The organism is Pseudomonas fluorescens, from assembly GCF_900636825.1.
Lineage (GTDB): Bacteria > Pseudomonadota > Gammaproteobacteria > Pseudomonadales > Pseudomonadaceae > Aquipseudomonas > Aquipseudomonas fluorescens_BG.
Genome location: NZ_LR134318.1, coordinates 3,522,589 through 3,547,072 on the forward strand (window position 1 = coordinate 3,522,589; position 24,484 = coordinate 3,547,072).

Below are 24,484 nucleotides of genomic sequence, written 5' to 3' on the forward strand. Positions count from 1 at the left end.
AAGTTGGGTACAGATTACGGACGCAACGCTGAGGGATAAATCGGCTGAAACGCGTTTCACCGTCAACTTAAAAGGGACAATATCTCCAGACTCAGGCTCAGGTGTTCAACGGCGATTGCGGCGTATCTACAACGTATAGGAAATTCCCACCTGCACTGTTCTCGGTGCCCCAGGATAGGCGTAGACGTTGCCGAACGCGCCCTCGTCGTAGTCGCGGTCGAACAGGTTCTTCAGATCCAGGTTAAGCCGCACTTTCTCGTTGACCTTGTAAAAGCCAAGCAAGTCGACGACGGTGTAGCTGCCCATCGAGAACGCGGTATTGGCGGTTTGCCCGGCGCGTTCATCGACATATTTCAGCCCGGTGCCGAGGCCGAGGCCTCTGAATGCGCCGTCCTGGAACTCATAAACGTTGAGCAGGCTGAAACTGTTTTTCGGAATATTCATCAGTCGGGTGCCGGAGCGGATCACGTTGTCCTCGGTCACTTCGGCATCGACGTAGGCGTAGCCGCCGATCACCCGCCATTCGGGAGTCAGATTGCCGGCGACGTTGACGTCGAAACCACGGCTGCGCACTTCCCCGGCAGCGACGCTGAAGGTCGAATCCACGGGGTCGGTGGTCAGCACGTTACGCTTTTCGATCCGGTAGATCGCGGCGTCAACGCTCAACTGCTGATCGAGTGCCTCCCACTTGATGCCCATCTCGTAGGACTTGCCTTTCTCCGGCGCGAAGCCTCCGCCAACGCGGCTCGCGCCGGTATTGGGTTTGAACGAGCGCGCCGTGTCCGCATACACCGCCAGGGTGTCGGTCAGGTCGTAAGTCACGCCAAGACGCGGGGTCACCGCGTTGTCGCTGGCCTGCCAGCTTTTGCCGCCCGGCACGTAGGTTTCATAGTCATGTTCAAAGCGCTCGAATCGCGCCCCGGCCAGCACTTTCAGGCGTTCGGTCAAGGCCACCTGGTCTTGCACGAACGCCGCGTAAGTCTTGAGATTTTCCTTGTCGTGGGTCGGCGTGCGGGTCAACGCCGGGCGCGGTTGGCCGTAGACCGGATTGAAAATGTCGATCGGGTAGGCGCCAACCGCACCACTCGAGCGCTGGATGATTGACTGGTAATCGTAGTCTTCGTATTCGATGCCGGTGAGCAACGTGTGCTGCAAACTGCCGGTGCTGAAATGGCCGGTCAGGTTGAGCTGGGTATCTTTATCGGTCCACTCCAGCTTGCGATAGTTGAAGTTGCGCCCCAGCGTTCGGCCGTCGGCGGCAATGCCGTTGGCCTCGATCGCATTGCCCGAAAGCGAGCCGTCGAGCCACTGGAAACCGCCGCCCAGGGTCCAGTCATCGTTGAGCAAATGTTCGAAGCGCAGTTGCGCCATGTTGTTGTCGTTATGCAATTTGCCGGCGTCTTTCTCGCCGAAGAAGGTGTCGCGCGAAGCCGTGCCGATCTGTCGCGGATAGCGCGTCACGCCACGATCGAGCGGCGCGTTGTTGCGCATGAAGTCGCCTTCGAAAATCAGCTTGGTGGCGTCGGTCGCCTGCCAGCTCAAGACCGGGGTGATACCGTAGCGCTCGGTCTCGACGTGATCGCGGAAAGTATCGCCGCCCTCGCCCACCACGTTCAGTCGATAGGCCAGACGCCCTTCTTCGTCCAGCGGGCCGGACGCGTCGAGCGTGCCGCGCTGCATGCCCTGATCGTTCAACTGACTGCCCAGCGTGACGGTGCGCTCGGCCAGCGGTTGCTTGGACACGACATTGAATGTGCCACCGGGATCGCCCCGGCCATACAGCATCGTCGCCGGCCCGCGCAGCACTTCCAGGCGCTCGATGGTGTTGGCATCGGGCATGTTCGGGTAGCCGCGGTTGATCGGGAACCCGTTGCGATAAAACTCACCGGTGGTGAAGCCGCGCACGGTGAAGGTGGTCAATCCCTGCCCGCCGAAATTATTCGCCCGGCCGACGCCGCCGGCGTAATCCAGCGCGTCCTGCAAACGCGTGGCGCCGATATCTTCGACCGCATCCCGGGTGACGACGCTGATCGATTGTGGGGTTTCATGAATCGAACTGTCGGTGCGCGTGGCGCTGGCTGAACGCGTCGCTCGATAACCCTGTACCGGGCCGTCCGCGCGTTCGTAATCCGCCACGCCGACGATGTCGGTGGCCTCGAGTTCCAGCGCTGAAGAAGTCGCAGCGGCCTGTTCGGCCCACGAATAAGGAGACAACGCCTGCAGCACACAAATGGAAAGCAGAGTTCGACGCATGAAGTGGAAACCTTTACGAATAGGCCATAACGAAGGGCAAAGCCGCCAGCGAGGCGGCGCGCATGGTATACCGGCCTAGATGTAATTGACACTTATTCTTATTTGTCATGTTGATCAGGATTACTGAGCAGTGCTCATGATTCCATCCTGATACGGTGCATTATCAGCGGCGCTCGCATGGCCTAGTCTCTTGCAGATATGGCGTTCGGGCGCAGGCGCGGGGGCGCTGGACGTTCGCCATCAGCCCGCCAGACAAGGGAATCCCAGATGAAATTCGACACGCCGGCCGGCACTAACCCGATTGATCAGCTGAAAGTCATCGGCCAACCCACAGACCGCATCGATGGCAAGCTGAAAACCACTGGCACCGCCACGTACGCCTATGAACAACACGCGGCGGTGCCCGACCCTGCCTATGGCTATATCGTTGGTGCCGGAATCGGCAAGGGGCGGATTGCTGCGATCGATTCGACACACGCAAGCCAAGCCAGCGGGGTGATCGCCATCGTCACCTACGAAAATGCCGGGCCTTTAGCCAAAGGCGAGTTTTACGTGGCGCTCGCATTGGCCGGGCCCCAGGTCGATCACTACCATCAGGCTGTCGCGATTGTCGTTGCGCAGACATTTGAACAAGCCAGGGCGGCCGCCAATCTGCTTGAAATCACCTATGCCGCCGAACCCGGCGCGTTCGACCTTGCCGCCGCCAAGGGCTCGGCAAAACCGCCACCGCCCGCCGGATTCGGGCCGCCGCCGCAAACGCAGATTGGTGACTTCGAAGGCGCTTTCATTGCCGCGCCGATGCAAATCGATCAGCACTACAGCACGCCGGATCAGTCCCACGCCATGATGGAGCCGCACGCCACCATCGCCCAGTGGAACGGCAGTTCGCTGACGCTGTGGACGTCGATTCAGCAGATCAATTGGGGCGTGCGCGACCTGGCGAAAACCCTTGGCATTCGCAAGGAAGATATCCGTCTGATATCGCCTTACATCGGCGGCGGTTTTGGCGGCAAGGGTACGATTCTGTGTGACGCGGTGCTGGCGTCATTGGCCGCGCGCCACGCCGGCCGAGCGGTGAAAGTCGCCCTGCCGCGCCCGTTGATGTTCAACAACCTGACCCATCGCCCCGCCACCCTCCAGCGCATTCGTCTCGGTGCGAACCGCGACGGTCTGATCACAGCCATCGGCCATGAGAGTTGGTCGGGCAACCTGCCTGGCGGTCGCGCCGAGGCCGCGACGGCCTCGACTCGCTTGCTCTATGCCGGTGCCCACCGCATGACCCGTCTGAATCTGGCTGTGCTGGATCTGGCCGAAGGCTCGGCGATGCGCGCGCCAGGGGAAGCGCCGGGCATGATGGCGCTGGAAATCGCCATGGATGAACTGGCGGAAAAACTCCAGATCGACCCGCTGCAGTTGCGCCTGCTCAACGACACTCAGGTCGATCCGGAACAACCCTCGCGGCCGTTCTCCAAACGGCAACTCACCGAGTGTCTGCAAACCGGTGCCGAACACTTCGGCTGGCACCAGCGCAACGCCGTTGCCGGCCAGCGTCTGGAGCATGGCTGGTTGATCGGCCTCGGTCTGGCGTCGGCAATCCGGGGCGCGCCGACCACTGCATCGGCGGCGCGCGTGCGCCTTGATCGGCACGGCACAATCACCGTCGAAACCGACATGACCGACATCGGCACCGGCAGTTATACGATCATCGCGCAGACCGCCGCGGAGATGATGGGGGTGCATCTGGATCAAGTCGAGGTACGCCTCGGTGACTCGCGTTTTCCCGAGTCGTCGGGATCCGGCGGGCAATGGGGCGCGGCATCCTCCACTGCCGGGGTCTACGCCGCTTGCGTCAAACTGCGCGAAGCCGTCGCTCGCGCCGTCGGATTCGATCCAAACACGGCTGAATTCGTCGACGGTGAAGTGCACGATGGCACTCGCCAGGTTCCTTTGGCTCAGGCGGCTGCCGCAGGCGACCTGCTGGGCGAGGACCGCATGGAATACGGCGATCTGGCGCAACGTTTCGCACAACAGACTTTCGGCGCACATTTTGCCGAGGTCGCTGTTAACGCAGCGACCGGCGAGATTCGCCTGCGCCGCCAATTGGCCGTCTGCGCTGCGGGCAGAATCCTCAATCCGAAGACAGCGCGCAGTCAGATCATCGGCGGCATGACCATGGGTGCGGGTGCCGCCCTGATGGAGGAGATGCAGGTGGACAAGCGCCTGGGCTTTTTCGTCAATCATGACCTGGCGGGTTACGAAGTGCCGGTACATGCCGACATCCCCCATCAGCAGGTGATCTTTCTTGATGAAGTCGATCCCTACGCTACGCCGCTCAAAGCCAAAGGGGTTGGGGAGTTGGGCATCAGTGGCGCGGCGGCGGCGATTGCCAACGCGATTTACAACGCCACCGGCGTACGGGTGCGCGACTATCCGATCACGCTGGACAAGCTGATCGCGCACTTGCCGCCACCGGCCTGACGCCCCATTCAGTCAGCCTTGCGTGCGCTGACTGAACACTTCCTTGAACACCGGCACGGCCGAAAATGCATTCGGCCAGCCGGCATAGAAAGCCAGTTGGGTGATCATTTCCGCGGCTTCGGGCTGGCTCAAGCCGTTGTCCATCGCGCGATTGAGGTGGTAACCGACCTGCGCCACCTGCCCGTTCGCCACCAGCGAACTGACCGTGATCAGGCTGCGATCGCGCGGCGCCAGACCGGGCCTCAACCAAAGATCACGGAACAACGCCTTGGTGGTGAACTCGACCAGGCCCGGCGCCACAGAACCCACTGCCGAATTCACGCGCTGCACGCGATCCGCTTCACTGGCCTCGTCCAGTGGCAGTAACGACGGGGCAACCGGCGCCAGTTGCTCGACGCGAATGTCGCGCGCGGCGAACACCTCTGCGGCAATCGGCAGCGCCGCCGCGGCATTGCCCCAGCCGGAATAGAACGCCAGATGATTGAGTGTTTCGGACAACTCCAGCGGCGTGACGCCGTTGTCCAGCGCCAGGCTGAAATGCGCGGCCATCTCGGCGGTTTGCCCGCGCGCGATCAATACCGCGACCGTCACCAGACTGCGGTCGCGAGGCGACAGCCCCGGGCGTTTCCACACTTCGCCAAACAACAGCGCATCGGTGTTATGGGCCAATGCCGGCGAGACGGCAGCGGCGCCCTCGGAAATCGTTGCAGAAGAAACTTTCATCGAAGTCGAACCTTTTTCTGAAGAAGCACAGGCTGTCAGCAGCAGTGCCATGGCCGTCAGCAAGAGACGGCGGATAGCAATCGCATTACGAAGCGGGTGCGAACTCGTGGGAGCTATCCCTGCCAGCGATGGGGGTGCATCAGCCATTACGGATGTCGCCTGCATCGCATCGCTTGCAGGGCAAGCTCCCACAAGGGCGTTGTGGTGAGCCGCGATATTGCAAAGCCAGACTGTCATCGCCAAGCTCCTGCTGACGGGTGAGTGATCGGCTACGTTAAACCCGCGCAGGCGCTGCGACTATCGACCTCGTGTCTCATGGAGTCATGAATCAGGTTCATCAATCCCATGGCTGGGCGAACGGTGTTAAAAAGGCTTACCGAGGCCAACGAGGGATGTTCAACCATGTACCCCACCACGCCCGACGGGCGTTATTTTGTGGTCAGGCAACAACTTTGGCGTTGCAGCAATCCAGTGCTGGCGCCTGCGGAGCGTCAGCGTCTGGTGACTGAATTGATGGCGGCGCGGCGCGCGGTCAAGGAGGCGAAGCACGACGACGATGCCGCCGCGCTGAAATCAGCGCGGGCCGACGTGCAGAAGGCCAAAGTGGCCTTGGGCGAAAGGGGGCCGGTGTGGTGGGATGACGGCAGTCCGGATTTCAACCGCTACAAAGTGACCAACACGCCCTACGCTGAGTGGTACGAGGGCCTGAGCGCGGCTCAATGATGCCAGCGCACGACTGCGCCGACGCTCACACGGCCAACAGTTGCCGGGTCATCGCCATCGAGGTTTGCAGCGACTGCCCGGTGCGCTGCAATTTGTTCAGCAGACTTGCGCCCAGCCAGAGTTGATACAAGGTTTCCGCCAGATGCCGGGCATCGCGTGTGGGCAAACTGTTGTCCGCCTGGCCTTGTTCGATGCACAGCGTGATGCGCGCCACCACTTGCTCGGCGCCATCACGCAAGGTCAGGCGCATCGCTTCCGACAAGTCGGCAACTTCGGCGCTAAGCTTCACCACCAGACATTCATCACCGTGCCCTTCGAGGGTGCAACGGTTCTGCCAGCCCTGCCAGTAATCCATCAGACGCTCGTAAGCGCTGAGCCCCGGCAGCGTCAGGCGCCGCTCCATATCGGCGAGGTAGCAAACAAAGTAGTCGGCCAGCAAAGCCTGGCCGTACAACTCCTTGGATTTGAAGTAGTGGTAGAACGACCCCTTGGGCACACCGGCGGTTTGCAGGATCTCGTTGAGGCCGACACTGGTGAAGCCCTTCTCGGCCATCATCCGGTGGCCGGTATCGAGCAAGTGTTGGCGGGTGTCATCGTAGGTTGGTTTCATGAGGCGCAGGATTACCAGGCAATAGACCAGTCGTTTATAGGAAGGAACCGAAGTTTGCCACACCTGCCGATTAAAAACCTCCCGCGAAAAAATTTACTAGACGACTGGTCTAATTGCGATCTATCCTGCGCCCCGACACAACGTTTTCTGACCGCTGTCGACGATGCGCAATTGCTCGCCAGTCGAAACACCTGACCCACACATCTGACCCACGAAAAGGTGCTCCATGAAAATCCTGATGGTTTTGACGTCTCACGATGAACTCGGCAACACCGGCAAGAAAACCGGATTCTGGCTGGAAGAATTTGCCGCCCCCTACTACGCCTTCACAGATGCCGGCGCACAAGTGACCCTGGTTTCACCGGCCGGTGGCCAGCCGCCGCTGGACCCGAAAAGCGACGAGCCTGGTGCGCAGACCGCCGAAACCGATCGCTTCCGCAAAGACCCGGCCGCGCAACAAGCCTTGGCCAACACCGGCCTCCTGGCCGAGGTCAGCGCCGACGACTTCGACGCCGTGTTCTATCCGGGTGGTCATGGCCCGCTGTGGGATCTGGCCGAAGACAAACACTCGATCGCGTTGATCGAAGCGTTTGACCGCAGCAACAAGCCCCACGGTTTTGTCTGCCATGCGCCGGGCGTGTTGCGCCATGTCCTCACCGCAGATGGCAAACCGCTGGTGCAGCACCGCGAAGTCACCGGTTTCACCAACGCCGAAGAAGCGGCGGTCGGCCTCACGGACGTGGTGCCGTTTCTGATCGAAGACGAGTTCCAGCGTCTGGGCGGGTATTACTCGAAAGTCGCTGACTGGCAGGTACACGTAGTCGCCGATGGGCAACTGGTGACTGGCCAGAATCCTGCGAGCTCCGCCGCTGTCGCGAAAAAACTGCTGGAGATGCTCGGCTGATCTTTTCACTTTCCAACTCATCCCAACGCCGAGCGCGCGTCGCCCGGCGTTTTTTTACGATCGATTAATAGTCGACTGGTCTAATAAACAGTTTGCAAGGTAAGCCATGAATAACAGCAGTTTCTTCTCGCCCACAACGCTGGGCCATCACACCCTGAAAAACCGCATCGTCCTGCCGCCGCTGACCCGTCAGCGCAGTACGCAACCGGGCAACGTCGCCAATGAATTGATGGCCGAGTATTACCAACAGCGCGCTGGCGCCGGATTGCTCGTTACCGAAGGCACGCAGATCGAACCCCGTGGCCAGGGTTACGCTTGGACGCCGGGCATCCACAGCGCCGAGCAAATCGCCGGATGGCGCAAAGTCACCGACGCCGTGCATGCCGTCGACGGGCTGATTTTCGCCCAGTTGTGGCACGTCGGCCGAGTCTCCCACACCGCGTTGCAACCCGGCGCAGCGGCTCCGGTGTCGGCCTCGGCGGTGGCCACGGATCGCGTCAGTGTATTCATCGAAACCTCCCCCGGCGCAGGCGAACTGGTTGCGCCATCGGCGCCGCGCGCGTTGAGCACCGACGAAGTTCAGGAGATGGTGCAGCTCTATATTCAAGCGGCGCGCAATGCCATGGACGCCGGGTTCGACGGCATCGAATTGCACTGCGCCAATGGCTATCTGGTGAACCAGTTCATTTCGGCGCACAGCAACTTGCGCGACGATCAATACGGCGGCTCGCTGCACAATCGCCTGCGCTTTCTGCGCGAAGTGGTGTCGGGCGTGGCCGAGTGCATCGGCAAGGAAAAAGTCGGCGTGCGGTTCGCCCCGCTGTTCACCACCACCGACGAAGCGCGGACTTACCTGGGCCTGGTCGAGGAGGATCCGCACCACACGTATATCGAAGCGATCAAAGTGCTGGAAGACGTCGGCATCGCGTATCTGTCGATTGCGGAAGCGGATTGGGACAACGCACCGGCGATGCCGCTGACATTTCGTCAGGCCGTGCGCGATACGTTCAGCGGCGCGATCATTTATGCCGGCCGCTACAACGCCGAGTCCGGCGCGCAATTGCTTGATTCCGGGCTGGCAGACTGTGTCGCGTTCGGCCGACCGTTCATGGCCAACCCGGATCTGCCAGCGCGAATCGCCAACGGCTGGCCACTGAATGCGCTGAACCCGGCGACCGTTTATGGCGGTGGCGCTGAAGGTTACGTGGACTATCCAACGTTCGGCGGTTGATTCTGAATCGGCAACAGCGCTCCTTGAAAACGAAATCGGGTGCCCGATCCGCTTAAATCCTGCGCAAAATACCTATACAGAATCTTGTCTGAGCGTCTGGACAACGGCGAGACGATATAAAAACCGCGCACACGGGGCCGGCGTGCAACTTAAAGTGGACGCCCCGTGTCCATGGGTCAGTCAGCGTGTGCAGCAGAAGGTGTTCGTGACAGGCGCAGATCCAATGCACAGCAAATCATCAATACGCCATGAGGAGTGGAGATCCTGAAACAGCTTACTCGCGCGGAGCTTGAGTCCGAGGTCACACGCCTGCGCCTGGCGGTCGAGGCGACGTGCGACGCCGTCTGGGACTGGGATCTGAAAACCGACCAGGTCATCTGGAACGACTCCCTGCAACAGGCGTACGGCTTTGCGCCCACGGCCATCGAGCCAACCTGCGACTGGCGATTTGCGCAGATTCACACGCAGGATCGCGCGCGCGTGACGAGTTCGATTCGCTCGGCGATCGACGGCTCCGGCAGCACCTGGAGCGCTGAATACCGCTTTCTCTGCCATGACGGCTCGTACGCCGAAGTGCTCGATCGCGGTCATCTGATCCGCAATGCCGAGGGTCAGGCGGAGCGCATGATCGGCGCGATGCTCGACCTCACCCGCTCGCGCAGTGCCGAGACCGCACTGCGCCAAAGCGAAGAGCGCTTCAGCGCGATCCTGGAAACCATCGAGACGGCGTTCGCCATCGTCGACGTCAAATTCGACGCCGACGACCACCCCATCGATTACTTCTTCGTCGAGGCCAACCCGGCCTTCGAACGCCAGGCGGGCGTCAACCTGCGCGGCAAGTGGGTGACCGAGTTCGCGCCCAATCTGGAAAAATTCTGGTTCGAAACCTACGGTCATGTGGCCAAGACCGGTGAGCCGGCGAACTTCGAAAGTTACGCCAACACCTTTGAACGCTGGTTCGATGTGCGCGCCGTTCGTGTCGGCGACCCGGCGCACCGACAGATTGGAATTTTCTTCAGCGACGTCACCGAGCGCCGCAATGCGCAGGAGCGTTTGCGCATCAGCGAAGCGGTCGCGCGCGAGAACGTCGAACGCGTGCAACTGGCCCTCGCCGCGGGCGCGATCATCGGCACCTGGCATTGGCACCTGCCCTCGGATCGCTTTTCGGTGGATGAAGCGTTTGCCCAAGTCTTCAACCTCGATCCGGCACTGGGTCGCGATGGTCTGAGCCTGGCGCAAGTGGCGATGAGCGTGCACCCCGACGACCGCGATGGCCTGACCTGCGCGATCAACGAAGTGATTGCCCGCGGCGGTGCTTATTCGCACCAGTATCGCGTGCTCGGCGCGGACGGAAATTACACCTGGATCGAAGCGAACGGCCGCGTCGAATGCGCCGAGGACGGCACGCCGATGCGCTTTCCCGGCGTGCTGATCGATGTTGAAGACCGGCGCAATGTCGAAGCCGAGCGTGACCGGGTCACTGCTGCCTTGCAGGCGCTCAACGACACCCTCGAACAACGGGTATCGGCGCGCACCGCAGAGCTGATGCAAGCCGAGGAAAAGCTCCGCCAGTCGCAGAAGATGGAAGCCGTCGGCCAACTCACAGGAGGCCTGGCGCATGACTTCAACAATTTGCTGGCAGGCATCTGCGCCTCGCTGGAACTGATGGACAAACGCATCGCCCAGGGCCGGCTCAACGACGTCGACAAATACATGCTGATTGCCCAGGACGCGGCCAGACGTGCAACCGCCCTGACCCATCGTTTGCTGGCCTTCTCCCGACGTCAGACGCTTGATCCACGGCCCACGGAAATCAACTCGTTGATTGCCGGCATAACCGAGCTGATCCAGCGCACCGTCGGCCCGAGCATCCGCCTGAACACCGTCGCTGCAGCCGATCTATGGCCGGCCCTGGTGGATGCCAGTCAACTGGAAAACGCGTTGCTGAACCTGTGCATCAACGCCCGTGATGCCATGCCCGATGGCGGCAACATAACCGTGGAAACTGCCAATCGCACGCTGGACAGCGAATCGGCACGCGCGCTGGACATCCCTGCAGGGCAATACCTGTGTTTGTGCGTCAGAGACACCGGCGCCGGCATGAGCGCCGACGTCATCGCCAAGGCTTTCGACCCGTTCTTCACCACCAAACCGTTGGGCCAAGGCACTGGGCTGGGGCTGTCGATGATTTACGGTTTCACCAAACAATCCGGCGGCCAGGTGCGTGTCCAGTCACGAGTCGGTCAGGGCACCGAAATGTGCATTTACCTGCCGCGCTATCGCGGTGAGGCGCAGCGCCCTCGCGATGACATCCACAGCACAGCCACAGCGCACGCCCGCGCGGGCGAAACCATCCTCGTCGTCGACGATGAATCCTCGGTGCGCTTGCTGCTCAAAGATGTGCTCAAGGATCTTGGCTACAACCTGCTCGAGGCCGCCGACAGCGTCGAAGGACTGGAAGTATTGCGCTCGAGCGCGGTCATCGATTTGCTGATCACCGATGTCGGCTTGCCGGGCGGCATGAATGGCCGGCAGATGGCCGATGCGGGCCGGCAAATCCGCCCGCAACTGAAAACCCTGTTCATCACCGGGTATGCGGAAAATTCAGTGATCGGCAGCGGCCAGCTCGGGCCAGGGATGCAAGTGCTGACCAAGCCTTTCGCCGTCGACACGCTGGTGTCACGCGTCAGCGGTTTGCTCGCTGCCGGTTTCGACTGAGGGGTTGCCGGCCAAGCTGATTTACGGCGCTGACTGATAAATCTGCTGCTGCGGCACCATGCTACGCTGTGGTTAACAAAAGAAGGGGGGTCACATGACGGGTTCAGACACTGCAGGCGTAGCAAGCGAGGTCCGTCAGCTCGCCGAAAAGCACAAGGTGACCGCTGAACGTGACAGTTTGAGCCGGATGGCGGTGACCATTACAGCTTTGGCTGGCGATGCGGTCGAGCTGGATGCGGTTGAGCAGTTGCTCGTCAACCTGAAGCGCAAAGGCGTCCTGAACAAGACAGAAATCATGGTTCTTCAAGGACGCTACCTTGAGGAGAAAAGACGCTCCAAGAGGCGGCTTAGCGCATGACTTTCGACCCCTTCGGCGATTTCGACACTGAAGGTTATCTTCAAAACTCGCTCAAACTGAAAAACCCTATCGAAGTCAAAGAGTCTGAGCATCTCTCCTTTGGAGCCAGTCTCGAAGACGCCCTCGCCTATCTGGCCAAGAAAAAACGATCGACTCCAAAGCTGTCCTCAAAACCCATGAAATTCTCTTTTCCGCCTTTTATCCATGGGCGGGAAAAGACCGAAACGAACTGGTTCCCCATCTCGCGGTGTACACAGGTTCGAAAGAAGATGCCCATTACATCACCTCGCGATATTCATTGGGCAACTTGAACTTTAATACGAAAAAAAGCCTGCTTTTGAGGGCAGGCTTTGGTTTTCGCTCGGCTCGGCTTATTTCTGCTGAGCAGTCAGCGCCGTGTAGCTGTTCATCAGGTTGCGGTAGTTCGGAATCCGCTGCGACAGCAGATTACCCAAGCCTTCAATGTCGTTGCGCCAGTCGCGGTGCAGCTCACAGGCTACCGAGAACCAGTTCATCATCTGTGCGCCGGCCTGCGTCATGCGGCTCCACGCGGCTTGTTGCACGGTGGTGTTGAAGGTGCCGGAGGCGTCGGTGACCACAAACACATCGAAGCCTTCCGCCAGCGCCGACAAAGTCGGGAACGCTACGCACACGTCGGTGACCACACCGGCAATAATGATCTGCTTGCGCCCGGTGGCTTTGATCGCTTTGACGAAGTCTTCGTTGTCCCAGGCGTTGATCTGGCCAGGGCGAGCGATGTACGGCGCGTCCGGGAACATCTCTTTCAGTTCCGGCACCAGCGGACCGTTCGGGCCTTGTTCGAAACTGGTGGTGAGAATGGTCGGCAAGTTGAAGAACTTGGCCAGATCAGCCAGGGCCAGCACGTTGTTTTTGAACTCGTTCGGCGAGAAGTCCTGCACCAGCGAAATCAGCCCGGTCTGGTGGTCAACCAGCAGCACGATAGCGTCGTCTTTGTTCAGGCGGTTGTAGGTTGGCGTGGTCATGGTGTTCATCCCTTTTGAGTTTTTGAAGTTTGTTGTTGCGTTCAAGTTGGGTACAGATTACGGACGCAACGCTGAGGGATAAATCGGCTGAAACGCGTTTCACCGTCAACTCAAAAGGGACAATCTCGCAATGCGTCAGTCGCCGGCCTCGCTCCAGCGCGCGGCACTGCTGCGCGGGGTCAGTTCGAATGGCAGCACGATATGGCGCGCCGGCAACGGCTGCTTTTCGATCAGCGCAATCAGCATCTCGACGGCTTTTTCACCAAAGGTTTCCGCCGGTTGGGCGATGGTCGTCAGCGGCGGGTCGCAGTACGCGGCCATTGGAATGTCGTCGAAGCCCACCACAGAGATGTCTTGCGGAACGCGCAGGCCTTCTTGTTTGAGGCGTTTCAGGGCACCGATGGCCATTTCGTCGTTTTCACAGAACAATGCGCTGGGCCGCTGCGCCAAGGCCAACATCGTTGCCGCCCCTGCGAAACCTGCGTCGAGGCTGAAATTGCCGTGGCAGACCAGCGCCTCGTCGAACGGCACGCCGGCCTCGTGCAGCGCCGCTTCGTACCCCGCCAAACGCTCGCGAGTCAGTGGGCTGCCTTTCGAACCCTTGATCAGTCCGATGCGTCGATGCCCCAGCGCCAGCAGGTGTTGGGTCATCGCTTTGGCCGCGGCAAAGTTGTCGAGGCTGATGGTCGGAAAGCGCCCTTCCCGATTCACTTCACAGGCGTTGACGATTGGCGGCAGGTCCGCGCCGGGGCTGGAATGTTCGAAAGGATCATAGGCGCGCAACTGGATGACGCCATCCGCTTGATGCGCATGCACGAGATCGGCGAACTGTCGCTCGAGTTCTTCGCGGCCCTGGGTGTCGCACAGCAACAACCGGTAACCGGCCGCCTGCGCAGCCTTTTGCGCGCCGCTGATGACACGGGCGAAAAACGTGTTGGTAATCGTCGGCACCAAAATCACCAGATTGCCGGTGCGGCGTGAGCGAAATTGCACCGCCATCAGATTTGGACGATACCCCGCTTGCTCGACAGCTGCGTTGACCCGATCGCGGGTTTGCGGCAAGACGCGCTCCGGGGACGTCAGAGTCCTCGACACGGTCGCCACCGAAACCCCGGCCAGCCGAGCTACTTCGCGGATATTGGACAAGACCACCTCGTGCTTTCAGTGCAATCAGGCGCCGAGCTTACCGCAACACCGAGCAACGCCAAAACCTTCAACAGCGTTTGACAGCCGCGCAGATCGAGCCTAGATTTCGCCAACGATGTAACCGGTTACATCATGAACCGTGTCATGCCTGAATCCAAAGAGAAAAACGCCATGAACGCTGCTGCACGAAAAATCAGAATGGGCTTCGTCGGCGGCGGCGAAGGTGCTTTCATCGCGCAAGCGCACCGCCAGGCGGCTGGCCTCGATGGCCGCTTCGCCCTGACGTGCGGCGCGTTCAGCCGTGATCCGCAGAACAATCAGCGCACCGCCGCCGCCTTGGGCCTGCCAGCGGAACGCTGTTATGACAGCTGGCAAACCCTGCTCGCCGCCGAGAGTGCGCTGCCGGCCGATCAGCGCATGGAATTGCTGGTTATCGTCACACCCAATCACTTGCACGCGCCGATTGCCGAGCAGGCCCTGCGCAGCGGTTTCCATGTGTTCAGCGAGAAACCCGCCGCGCTCAATCTGGCCGAAGTGCAGGCCTTGCGCGACACGGTTGCCCGCAGCCAGCGAATCTACGGCCTCGCCCATACCTACCTGGGCTATCCGATGGTCTGGCAGGCGCGGGAGATGGTCGCCAGCGGCGCCATTGGCGAGCTGCGCAAAGTGCTCGTCGAATACCCGCAAGGCTGGCTCAGCACCGACGTTGCCGGGCAAGGCAACAAACAGGCGGGTTGGCGTGATAACCCCGAGCAATCCGGGATTGGCGGCTGCATCGGCGACATCGGCACCCATGCATTTTCCCTCGCGGAATTCGTCGCCGGTCAGCAGATCCGCTTCATCAGCGCGATGCTCGGCTCGCACGTCAGCGGCCGGCAGCTCGACGATGATGCGTCGATGCTGTTCAAGATGAGCGACGGCGCCAGCGGCGTGTTGATTGCCAGTCAGGTCTGCGCCGGCGAAGAGAATCCGCTGAAGATCCGTTTGTACGGCGACAAGGGCGGACTGGAATGGCGCCAGGAAGAGCCCGCCAGCCTGATTCACCGGCCGTTGAACGAACCCATGCGCGTGTTGCGTTCCGGGGTCGGCCAAGCGTGGCTGTGCGCAGCGGCGACCCAGCGCATGCGCCTGCCCGCCGGGCACCCGGAAGGTTATCTGGAAGCCATGGCCAATCTTTATGGCGATCTGGCGCAGGCCATCCTGAAAGGATCGAACGGCCCTGGCGCACCCGGCGTGCCGGGCATCGACACGGGATGGCGCGGCATGGCGTTCATCGAAACCGCACTGATCAACCATCACGGCGCAGCCAAGTGGAGCGAAATTCCCGATCTGCCCACAGGAGCAGCGTCATGAACAACGAAGCAACCCGCACCACCGGCCTGCGCGGCCCTGGCATTTTTCTCGCGCAATTCATTTCGGATCAGGCGCCTTTCGACACGCTGGAAAACATCGCGCAATGGGCCGCATCGCAAGGCTATAAAGCCATCCAGTTGCCGACGTCGGGCACGCGCTACATTGATCTGCAGCGCGCCGCCGACGATCAGCAGTATTGCGACGAACTGATTGCCGTCTGCGCTCGCGCCGGCGTGGTGATCAGCGAATTATCGACGCACCTGCAAGGCCAGTTGGTCGCAGTGCATCCGGCGTTCGACAGCCTCTTCGATGACTTCGCCCCCGAAGCGCTGCGCGGCAAACCGCAGCAGCGCACGGAATGGGCGATCGAACAGTTGAAACTGGCCGCGCGCGCGAGTCGGCGTCTGGGTCTGAACGCCCATGCGACTTTTTCCGGCGCGCTGCTCTGGCCTTACGTTTACCCTTGGCCGCAGCGCCCCGCCGGTTTGGTCGAGCTGGGTTTCGCCGAACTGGCGCAGCGCTGGCTACCGATTCTCGACTGTTTCGAAGAGGCCGGCGTCGACCTGTGCTACGAAATCCATCCCGGCGAAGACCTGCATGACGGCGCCTCCTTCGAGCGTTTCCTCGAAGCGGTGAATCATCATCCGCGCGCCGCGATCCTGTATGACCCGAGCCATTTGCTGCTGCAACAAATGGACTATCTGGGCTTCATTGATCGCTATCACTCGCGCATTCGCATGTTCCATGTGAAGGATGCCGAGTTCCGGCCGGATGCGCGCTCTGGCGTTTACGGCGGTTATCAGGGCTGGGTCGAGCGCCCGGGCCGGTTCCGTTCACTGGGTGACGGCCAGATCGATTTCAAGTCGATCTTCAGCAAGTTGACCCAGTACGGCTTCAACGGCTGGGCCGTTCTGGAATGGGAATGCTGCCTGAAGGACTCCGCACAAGGCGCGGCTGAAGGTGCGGCGTTCATCGAACGACACATGATCACTCGAACGGAAAAAGCCTTCGACGATTTCGCTGGCGTGACCGCCGACGAACACTCCAACCGACGCTTGCTGGGCCTTGGCGACCAGTGATTCAACAGCGGTTACCGACATAACAATAAAACGGTGATTGAAATGAACGTAATGAATGCCCGACTCAGCGTCATGATGTTTTTGCAGTTCTTTATCTGGGGTGGCTGGTTCGTCACCCTCGGCACTTTCCTCTCCAGCACTCTGTCGGCAACCGGCAGCCAAGTGGGCATGGCGTTCTCGACGCAGTCGTGGGGCGCGATCCTGGCGCCTTTCGTCATCGGGCTGATCGCCGACCGCTTCTTCAATGCCGAACGCATCCTCGCCGTGCTGCATCTGCTCGGCGCGGTGCTGCTGTTTCAGTTGTATCGGGCGGCGGACTTCAGCGTTTTTTATCCCTATGTGCTGGCCTATATGATGATCTACATGCCGACGTTGGCACTGGTCAACGCCGTAGCGTTCCGGCAGATCAAAGACCCTGCGCTGGAATTCTCGCGCATTCGCGTCTGGGGCACGGTTGGCTGGATCGTCGCCGGTCTGGTGATCAGTTTCATGTTTGCCTGGGATTCGCAGCAAGCCATCGCGGCCGGCGCGTTGCGCAACACCTTTTTGATGTCGGCACTCGCCTCCCTGCTGCTGGGGTTGTACAGCTTCAGCCTGCCGGCAACCGCTCCGTTGAAATCCGCCAGCGGCTCGCCGAGCCTCAAACAGATGCTCGGCGTTGATGCGTTGGGGTTGCTCAAGGATCGCAGCTATCTGGTGTTCTTCCTTGCGTCCATTCTGATCTGCATTCCGCTGGCGTTTTATTACCAGAACGCCAATCCGTTTCTCGCCGAACTCGGTGTGACCAACCCGACGGCGAAGATGGCCATCGGTCAGGTATCCGAAGTGCTGTTCATGCTCCTGCTGCCGTTGTTCATTCAACGCTTCGGCATCAAGGTCGCCTTGTTCGCCCTCTTCGCCTACGGCAACAATGGCGACCAGGCTTTCATGTTGCTGATCGGCATTGCCTTGCACGGGGTGTGCTACGACTTTTTCTTCGTTTCCGGGCAGATCTATACCGATGCCAAAGCGCCTGAACGCTTCCGCAGTTCGGCGCAAGGCCTGATCACGTTGGCGACCTACGGCCTGGGAATGTTGATCGGCTTCTGGATTGCCGGGCAGATCACCGACCACTTCACTTCCGCCAACGGTCACGACTGGCAAAGCATCTGGCTGTTCCCGGCCGGCTTCGCGCTGATCGTCCTGCTGTGTTTTGGGCTGGCGTTCAAGGGAGGCAATCATGCCAAAGGCGCGGTGGCTACCACGGCGCCGTAGGCCTTTACTCTTCGCCCATGGCTTGCGCGGCGGTCAGATACTCCACCAACGTCGCCGCGCACGCTTCAATCGCACCGTCCACCACCAATTCGAAGCCGTGGGTGTTCTCCGTCGGGATCGCCACACAACCGGCCTGGGCGCTGATGCCCGCGCTCATCACCGCGCTGGCATCAGAGGCGAAATCCACCAGCAATGCGAACTGCGGATCGTAGCCGCCGCGCCTCGCTGCATCCGCCAGCGCCGCCACCACGCCGCGCGAGTAGTAGCCCTTCTGATCGCCGCTGTCGATGATCGGATCGACACTCAGTCGCGTGGCGTATTCGCTCATGACCGGGCCGACTTCGACGGCAATGGTGATGTCGCCCGGCAAGTGCGAAGCGGCGTACATGGCGCCGGCGTTGCTTTCTTCTTCGAGTGTGGTGAACACGAAATAAGCGTCGTAGCGCAACTGGCTACGACGTTCGCGCAGTTGCGCCACCGCTTGCAGCATGGCCACCACCGGCGCGCGGTCATCGAGAAAATGCGCGGCGATCGCATCGCCGACACGAAACGGTGCGCGCCAATGCTGACTCAACACCACCCGCGTGCCGGGGCGCACGCCCAAGCGCTGCAAGGTTTGCGTATCGAGGCGGGTTATCACGTGCACGTCTTCCCAATGCACCGCGCCACTGAGCACATCCTGCCCTTGCGGCGAGCCCGTGGTCGCGTGCATTGAGCCGAACGACAGCACACCCGGCAGCGTTTCGCGGTCGCCAAGAATGTCGACCGGACACACCCCGAAGTTCACCGGATTGGCGCCGCCAAGCGCGACCACGCGCAACGTGCCATCGGCTTCGACGCGTTTGACGACCATGGCAATTTCATCCATGTGTCCCATGATCCGTACAGCATGGCGCGCCTGCGGATCAGCCTCATGGCCCTTAAGCAGACCGATGACATTGCCGGCCGGATCGGTCCAGCATTCGTCGCAATGCTGTTGCAGCTGCTCCAGGCAAATCGCCCGCACTTCATCTTCCTGGCCACCGGGCCCGCGGGCCATCAACAATCGGCTCAGCAACTCGACGGTGTCAGTCTCCTGTGCTTGATCTACCGCGCGCGGCGGCTGCGCCTGGCTGTGTGACATGCTCTGCCTCCTTGTGTATCGCCTCGAAATCATCTGTTGAAATTTAGGGCCTGGAAGCGCGTAAAAATTCACCGCGATTGATGTGATCGTGGTCATTTCGCATGGATACCGAGCGCCAAATGCGTTGTCGATATGGGCATCCCCACCGATTTGCGGCAATGGAGAACCACCGTGGACTTGTTGTTTCTTGGCACCTCTGCCGGCGCGCCGACGCGCCAGCGCAACGTCAGCGCTACGGCCTTGATCGAGACTTCGGGCAAAGGCTGGTATCTGATCGATTGTGGCGAGGCCACGCAGCATCAGGTGTTGCGCACGCCCCTGTCGTTGAACGAGCTGCGCGCGGTTTTCATCACCCATGTTCACGGTGATCACTGTCTGGGGTTGCCGGGTCTGCTGGCGAGCGCCAGCATGGCCGGGCGCACCCGAGCGCTGGACATTGTCCTGCCGGCAGCCTTGCATCCTTGGCTCACGCTGAGCCTTTCGGTCACTCACTCGCACCTGTCGTTCGACATTCAATTGCATGCCGTGGAAAGCCTGAGCGAGTGGCGTCACGGCAACGTCCACGTGACGACCGTCGAACTGTCACACCGCGTCCCGTGCCACGGCTATGTCTTCACCGAATCCGATCCCGAGCCGCGCCTCGATGTGCTACGTCTGGATGCCGAGGGGATCGCGCGCGGCCCGCTGTGGGGGCAACTCGCTCACGGCCAGGACGTGGAGCATGGCGGCGACTGGTTGCGCGCGCGGGACTATCTGCTCAGGGCCCGTCCCGACCGGCGGATTATTGTCTGCGGCGACAACGACCGGCCCGAATTGCTAGCCGACGTGGCGGCTTCAGCGGATGTGCTCGTCCATGAGTCGACGTTCGTGCAAGCGGCGATCGACCGCACGCGCGCCAGTTACGGCCACACCAGCGCCGCTGCCATCGCCGGTTTTTCCGAAGCGGCGGGTGTGCGCAACCTGGTGCTGACCCACTTCAGCGCGCGGTACCAGGCCAATCCTGCGCAGAGCCCGTCGATCGAGGATGTGCGCAACGAAGCGGCGACCCACTATCACGGCCAACTGATTCTGGCGCGCGATCTGCAGCGCTATCACCTCGACCGCGAGGGACATTTGCAGCCGGTTTCCAGCGAGCGCAAACCACCGCGCAACGACGCTCAAGGGTAATTGAACGGGTTCAATCGGCGCCTTCGTTGTCCTGCGCCGACGCTGCGTCATCCTTGGCCGCGTCGCCGGGCTTGCGTGATGGCGCACTCTCTTCAGCCCCAGGGTAACCGGGCAGCCCACGAGTATCGTCCGGGGTCATGACCTCGCCACTTTCCGGTAGCCGGTTGCCGTCGGTCGTGGCATTCGGGTCTTCGTCGCGGCCGGCAGTGCCGAGGACGAAGCCGTCATCATTCGGGTTCACGTTTTCTTCGAGCGGCGTATCTGGGCGCGATGAATTGTTCATGATTACCTCCAAATCGCGTGGATCGAATCCTTTGGAATAACCATCGGGTTGCAAGTGCAATGCAAAGGACGAACGGCGCCCGCAGTGCATCCGGTCAATTCGCCTGAACCACTGATGGCTCAGAACGCTCCCAGTAAAAACACTGACTCCGAAAGCTTCAGCCCTGAGAGCAAGCCACATGGCCCAACCGCGATTTGGCATTGAAGAAGAATATTTTTTCACCGACCTGACAACCCGCAGGATGGTCGGCAGCCCGGAACCCAGGGTGATCAAAGCATGCAGAGCGGCGCTGGGCTCAGCGTTTGCGACGGAGATGTTTCAGGGTCAGATCGAAGTGGCTTCGCCGATCTTCAGTGATTTCATTGAGGCCGAAGATTACTTGCGCAATGCGCGCGCCAGATTGATTAATGCAGTGCAGCCGTTCGCCTTGGGCTTGCTCTGCGCTGGCAGCCATCCGCTGGCGGATTGGCGCGAACAACTCGCCACCGACGAAGCGCACTTTCAGCATCTGTTCAAGACCTACGGCCACGTCGCTCGGCGCAGCGTGCTGTGTGGTCTGCATGTGCATGTGGAGGTGACCGCGTCTGTGGATCGCGTCCGCGTGATGAATGAAGTGCTGCCATGGACGCCGCTGCTGCTCGCGCTCAGTTGCTCTTCGCCGTTATGGGATGGCGCTGACAGCGGCTTCATGAGTTATAGGCAGACATACTGTGATCAATGGCCGCGCATGGGCATTGCGCCGCTGTTCGCCGATCAGCATGAATATGACGAATATGTGGCGCAGCTGACGCGCATTGGCGCCATCACTCAGCCTTGCGAATGCTGGTGGGGCGTCCGCCCGGCGGCACGCTTCCCGACTATCGAGTTGCGCATGACCGACGCTTGCCCGCGTGTGGAAGACGCGCTGGCACTCGCTGCGTTTTTTCGCATCCTGGTCGCGCACGCCAGCGCGCAAGCACGGCCCGGCTCGACGTATGACCCAACGGCCCGAGCCATCCTCGAAGAGAACCGTTGGCGGGCCAAGCGCTGGGGCATTCATGGCCGTTTCATCGTGGGTGTTGACGGCGCATGTAGGATCGAGCAGTGGTTGGCGCTCGCCGAGCAGCGCTTTGGCGAGACCGCGCACGCCTTGCACCTGCCAGCCCTGTTCCCACGCCTGCGCGAAATAATCGCCAAGGGCAGCAGCGCCGACCGGCAATTGGCCGCGTTCGATCAAGTCTTGCAACAGCCCCGCTCCAAGCGATCAGCGCTGTTTCACGTCGCCGATCTTCTGCTCGAGGAAACCGCAGCGGTCTGATCGCCGGGGCGTGTCCGTTCCTCTTTCGGATGGAACCCCTGCCAAATCCCCGTTCTCTACCCAGAGTCAACCCACGGAGGATTACCCATGATCGCCCCAGCAACCGGCATGAAACCTGGCGAACGTTACGTCATTGAAAGCGTCGAGCGCGCTCCGCAATTTCCTGGTTTTTTTCTTGATGGCAAATATTACCTGGGCCCGGAATTGCAGACTGCAGTGGGTTGGCTCGAGGGACAGGACTTCATTTACGATCAACTCGACCCGACCGGCGAGCCGATCTACCCCAACCGGCGCGCCGGCACGATCGATAATCTGGCGTTGATTCTGGATGACGGTTTGCGTCTGGAACTCAGCGCAGTCCCGTATCGCGCCGAAGCCGAACGTGCGCCCTCGGCCACAGAATCGATCGACAATTATCGCCAGACGCAGCGCGAGCGCACGTCGCCACTGGCCGGCAAACTGGTGGTCATCACCGGTGCCTCCAGCGGCATCGGTAGAGCAACGGCGCAGGCCTTCGCCGACCAAGGGGCGCGGTTGGTGCTTGCCGCGCGCGACGAAGTTGCGCTGGCCGAAGTCGTTGATGAATGCGTCGAACGTGGCGCTGCGGCAATGGCCGTGCGCACCGATGTCACGTCCAGCGAACAAATGCAGGCCTTGGCAACCCAGGCCGCCGAGTTCGGTGATGGCCGTATCGATATCTGGATCAACAATGCCGGAGTCGGCGCGGTAGGCAATTTTGAAGAGACGCCGCTTGAGGTGCACGAACAGGTTTTGCAAACCGATCTGCTCGGCTATCTGCGTGGCGCCTATGTGGCGATGCCGTACTTCAAGGCGCAGAAACGCGGAGTGCTGATCAATACGTTGTCGCTGGGTAGTTGGGTGGCGCAGCCGTTCGCCGCCGCTTATTCAGCGAGCAAATATGGTCTGCGCGGTTTGACCGAAGCCCTGCGCGGCGAACTGGTCGGATCGCCAGATATTCACGTTTGCGACATCTATCCCGCCGTCATGGACACCCCGGGTTTTCGCGACGGCGCCAACTACACCGGTCATGCGCTGAAGCCGCCAGCGCCCGTCTACGACCCGCATCGCGTCGCCGCGGCGATGGTCGAATGCGCGATCAAACCGAGAACCACCACTACCGTCGGCGCCGCCGCGACCGTGGCCCGCGCGGCGCATTTTCTTATGCCGGGTTTCCCGCAAGTGTCAGGTTGGCTGACACGGTTTGCCATTAAACGTCTGCCCGCTTCGCAGACCTCCGATGGCAATCTTTTCGCGCCGCCCAGCGGTCAGCGGCGTGTCGAAGGTGGCTGGCGCCAGCCCGCGAAACCTTCGGCGTGGCTGGTTGCCGGCGCGGCGCTGTTGGTCGGCGGCTGTCTGTTGGCGGTCAATCGCTCGCGTCGGCGGGACTAATGATGCTCGCCAGGAGGATCGACCATGGACACTTTAGTCAGCGCTCTGAAGGCGCACGCCGAACCGCTGCCCGACCCTGACAGTGCCGAGTTTGCCGCGCTGTTCGACCGCTACGCCGATGCGCAAGTGGTGTTGATTGGCGAGGCCAGTCACGGCACTCATGAGTTCTATCAGGCGCGGGCGGCGATCACCCGGCATTTGATCGCACACCATGGGTTTTCCGTGGTGGCGGTTGAGGCCGACTGGCCGGACGCCGACCAGATCGATCGTTGCGTGCGCGGCCGCGAACCCGCGCATTGGCACGACGCGGCGTTTTCACGTTTCCCCACGTGGATGTGGCGTAACACCGACGTGCAGGCATTCGCGCGTTGGTTGTTCGAGTACAACCAGACTCAGGCCGCCACGCAGCGCGTGGAGTTTCGCGGCCTCGATGTGTACAGCTTGCGCAGCTCGATTCGCGAGGTGCTCGGCTATTTGCAAGACACTGACCCGACAATGGCACGCGAAGCACGTGAGCGTTATGCCTGTTTGCTGCCCTGGCACGATGAGCCGGCGTTGTACGGGCACTTCACCGAAGTGGGCGGCATGGCCACCTGCGAAGAAGCCGTGCTTGAGCAGTTGCAGGCATTGCTCGGGCAACGCTTGACCGCGATGGAACACGACGGCGAAGCCTTGTTCAACGCCACGCAGAATGCGCGAGTGGTGCATGCCGCCGAGCAATATTATCGGGCGATGTACCGAGGCAGCCGCGAATCGTGGAACCTGCGCGACCGGCATATGTTCGAGACCCTGCAAGCGTTGCGCTCGCGACAGGAACGCGACGCCAAAGTGGTCGTCTGGGCGCACAACTCGCACATCGGCGACGCGCGGGCCACGGAGATGGGCGACAGCGGTCAGCTGACGCTGGGCCAGTTATGTCGCGAAGCACTCGGGCGCGCCGCCGTGCTGATTGGCATGGGCACGGACCACGGCAGCGTCGCTGCCGCCGATGACTGGGATCAACCGATGCGCATCAAGCAGGTCGTTCCCGCTCTGCCGCGCAGTTGGGAACGGGCCTGCGCCGAAGCCGACATACCGCGAGCGCTGTATGACTGGCGCGACGACGATCACGCTGTCCTGCGTGAAGCCTTGTCTGACCGGCGCCTGGAGCGTGCCATTGGCGTGATCTACCGCCCGCAGACCGAGCGGCAAAGCCACTACTTCGATGCAACCTTGAGCGAGCAATTCGATGCGTGGCTGTGGTTTGCCGAGACTCGCGCAATCACCGCGCTGAACACCACTCAGTCGTCGAGTCACGAGGAAGATACGTTTCCGTTCGGCTTATGACTCTCAGCGCAGCTCGCCATTTCGAACTCGTTGTACAACCCTCT

20 protein-coding genes and 1 pseudogene are annotated in these 24,484 nt (G+C 61.2%); 14 read left to right on the plus strand and 7 right to left on the minus strand.

What is annotated here, in order from left to right; all coding sequences use genetic code 11:
• Positions 1-126 precede the first annotated feature (126 nt).
• The gene (locus EL257_RS15855) at positions 127-2,253 is read right to left on the minus strand and encodes a TonB-dependent siderophore receptor (protein WP_126364174.1); all 2,127 of its coding nucleotides are present in this window, start codon (positions 2,251-2,253) and stop codon (positions 127-129) included.
• 267 nt (positions 2,254-2,520) lie between these two features.
• Between EL257_RS15855 and paoC the strand changes: the two genes are divergently transcribed.
• Complete coding sequence (gene paoC / locus EL257_RS15860; protein ID WP_126364176.1) at positions 2,521-4,731, plus strand: aldehyde oxidoreductase molybdenum-binding subunit PaoC; 2,211 nt, start codon at positions 2,521-2,523, stop codon at positions 4,729-4,731.
• Positions 4,732-4,743: 12 nt separating this feature from the next.
• Here the strand turns inward: paoC and EL257_RS15865 are convergent, their stop codons facing one another.
• Complete coding sequence (locus EL257_RS15865) at positions 4,744-5,454, minus strand: carboxymuconolactone decarboxylase family protein (protein WP_232013023.1); 711 nt, start codon at positions 5,452-5,454, stop codon at positions 4,744-4,746.
• A gap of 402 nt (positions 5,455-5,856) precedes the next feature.
• Here EL257_RS15865 and EL257_RS15870 point away from each other — a divergent pair, with 402 nt between their 5' ends.
• Positions 5,857-6,177, plus strand: coding sequence for a hypothetical protein (locus EL257_RS15870; protein ID WP_126364181.1), 321 nt, complete (start codon positions 5,857-5,859; stop codon positions 6,175-6,177).
• 25 nt (positions 6,178-6,202) lie between these two features.
• Here EL257_RS15870 and EL257_RS15875 read toward each other — a convergent pair whose 3' ends face one another.
• On the minus strand, positions 6,203-6,787 hold the full coding sequence (locus EL257_RS15875) for a TetR/AcrR family transcriptional regulator (RefSeq protein WP_126364183.1): 585 nt from the start codon (positions 6,785-6,787) through the stop codon (positions 6,203-6,205).
• 226 nt (positions 6,788-7,013) lie between these two features.
• Here EL257_RS15875 and EL257_RS15880 point away from each other — a divergent pair, with 226 nt between their 5' ends.
• The 5 genes and pseudogenes from EL257_RS15880 to EL257_RS15900 all read left to right on the plus strand — a co-directional run.
• On the plus strand, positions 7,014-7,691 hold the full coding sequence (locus EL257_RS15880; protein WP_126364185.1) for a type 1 glutamine amidotransferase domain-containing protein: 678 nt from the start codon (positions 7,014-7,016) through the stop codon (positions 7,689-7,691).
• A 106-nt stretch (positions 7,692-7,797) separates the two neighbouring features.
• Complete coding sequence (locus EL257_RS15885; RefSeq protein ID WP_126364187.1) at positions 7,798-8,922, plus strand: alkene reductase; 1,125 nt, start codon at positions 7,798-7,800, stop codon at positions 8,920-8,922.
• Between the two features lie 255 nt (positions 8,923-9,177).
• A complete protein-coding gene (locus tag EL257_RS15890; protein WP_126364189.1) occupies positions 9,178-11,640 on the plus strand; it encodes a PAS domain-containing protein in 2,463 nt (820 codons plus the stop codon).
• 94 nt (positions 11,641-11,734) lie between these two features.
• Entirely contained in the window at positions 11,735-11,998 is a 264-nt protein-coding gene (locus EL257_RS15895; protein WP_126364191.1) for a hypothetical protein, read from the plus strand.
• A pseudogene (locus tag EL257_RS15900) lies at positions 11,995-12,269 on the plus strand (cell filamentation protein Fic); the annotation flags it as partial. The gene EL257_RS15895 and the pseudogene EL257_RS15900, both read left to right, overlap by 4 nt.
• Positions 12,270-12,369: 100 nt before the next feature.
• Here the strand turns inward: EL257_RS15900 and ycaC are convergent.
• Positions 12,370-13,002 (minus strand): isochorismate family cysteine hydrolase YcaC, encoded by a 633-nt coding sequence (gene ycaC, locus EL257_RS15905; protein ID WP_126364192.1) that lies wholly within the window; start codon positions 13,000-13,002, stop codon positions 12,370-12,372.
• A gap of 135 nt (positions 13,003-13,137) precedes the next feature.
• Positions 13,138-14,148 carry a LacI family DNA-binding transcriptional regulator gene (locus tag EL257_RS15910; protein ID WP_126364194.1) on the minus strand — a complete coding sequence of 337 codons (1,011 nt, stop codon included), beginning with the start codon at positions 14,146-14,148 and terminating at the stop codon, positions 13,138-13,140.
• A 171-nt stretch (positions 14,149-14,319) separates the two neighbouring features.
• On the opposite strand from EL257_RS15910, the gene EL257_RS15915 reads away from it, so the two are divergent.
• The 3 genes from EL257_RS15915 to EL257_RS15925 are packed head-to-tail and all read left to right on the plus strand — an operon-like array spanning position 14,320 to position 17,834.
• Positions 14,320-15,501: a Gfo/Idh/MocA family protein gene (locus EL257_RS15915; RefSeq protein WP_126368160.1), complete on the plus strand. Its 1,182-nt coding sequence runs from the start codon at positions 14,320-14,322 to the stop codon at positions 15,499-15,501.
• Entirely contained in the window at positions 15,498-16,580 is a 1,083-nt protein-coding gene (locus EL257_RS15920; RefSeq protein ID WP_126364196.1) for a sugar phosphate isomerase/epimerase family protein, read from the plus strand. Before EL257_RS15915 ends, EL257_RS15920 begins: the two co-directional genes overlap by 4 nt.
• Positions 16,581-16,622: 42 nt before the next feature.
• Positions 16,623-17,834: an MFS transporter gene (locus EL257_RS15925; protein ID WP_126364199.1), complete on the plus strand. Its 1,212-nt coding sequence runs from the start codon at positions 16,623-16,625 to the stop codon at positions 17,832-17,834.
• A 4-nt stretch (positions 17,835-17,838) separates the two neighbouring features.
• On the opposite strand, the gene EL257_RS15930 is transcribed toward EL257_RS15925, so the two are convergent.
• On the minus strand, positions 17,839-18,873 hold the full coding sequence (locus EL257_RS15930) for a M20/M25/M40 family metallo-hydrolase (RefSeq protein ID WP_232013112.1): 1,035 nt from the start codon (positions 18,871-18,873) through the stop codon (positions 17,839-17,841).
• A 255-nt stretch (positions 18,874-19,128) separates the two neighbouring features.
• Between EL257_RS15930 and EL257_RS15935 the strand changes: the two genes are divergently transcribed.
• Positions 19,129-20,124, plus strand: a complete 996-nt coding sequence (locus EL257_RS15935; RefSeq protein WP_126364203.1) for a ribonuclease Z — start codon at positions 19,129-19,131, stop codon at positions 20,122-20,124.
• Between the two features lie 10 nt (positions 20,125-20,134).
• Here the strand turns inward: EL257_RS15935 and EL257_RS15940 are convergent, their stop codons facing one another.
• Positions 20,135-20,407 (minus strand): hypothetical protein, encoded by a 273-nt coding sequence (locus EL257_RS15940; RefSeq protein WP_126364206.1) that lies wholly within the window; start codon positions 20,405-20,407, stop codon positions 20,135-20,137.
• 178 nt (positions 20,408-20,585) lie between these two features.
• On the opposite strand from EL257_RS15940, the gene EL257_RS15945 reads away from it, so the two are divergent.
• The 3 genes from EL257_RS15945 (at position 20,586) to EL257_RS15955 (ending at position 24,440) form a co-directional block, all read left to right on the plus strand.
• On the plus strand, positions 20,586-21,704 hold the full coding sequence (locus tag EL257_RS15945) for a carboxylate-amine ligase (RefSeq protein ID WP_126364208.1): 1,119 nt from the start codon (positions 20,586-20,588) through the stop codon (positions 21,702-21,704).
• 87 nt (positions 21,705-21,791) lie between these two features.
• Positions 21,792-23,114: an SDR family oxidoreductase gene (locus EL257_RS15950; RefSeq protein WP_126364210.1), complete on the plus strand. Its 1,323-nt coding sequence runs from the start codon at positions 21,792-21,794 to the stop codon at positions 23,112-23,114.
• Between the two features lie 24 nt (positions 23,115-23,138).
• Positions 23,139-24,440, plus strand: a complete 1,302-nt coding sequence (locus EL257_RS15955) for an erythromycin esterase family protein (protein ID WP_126364212.1) — start codon at positions 23,139-23,141, stop codon at positions 24,438-24,440.
• Positions 24,441-24,484 lie beyond the last annotated feature (44 nt).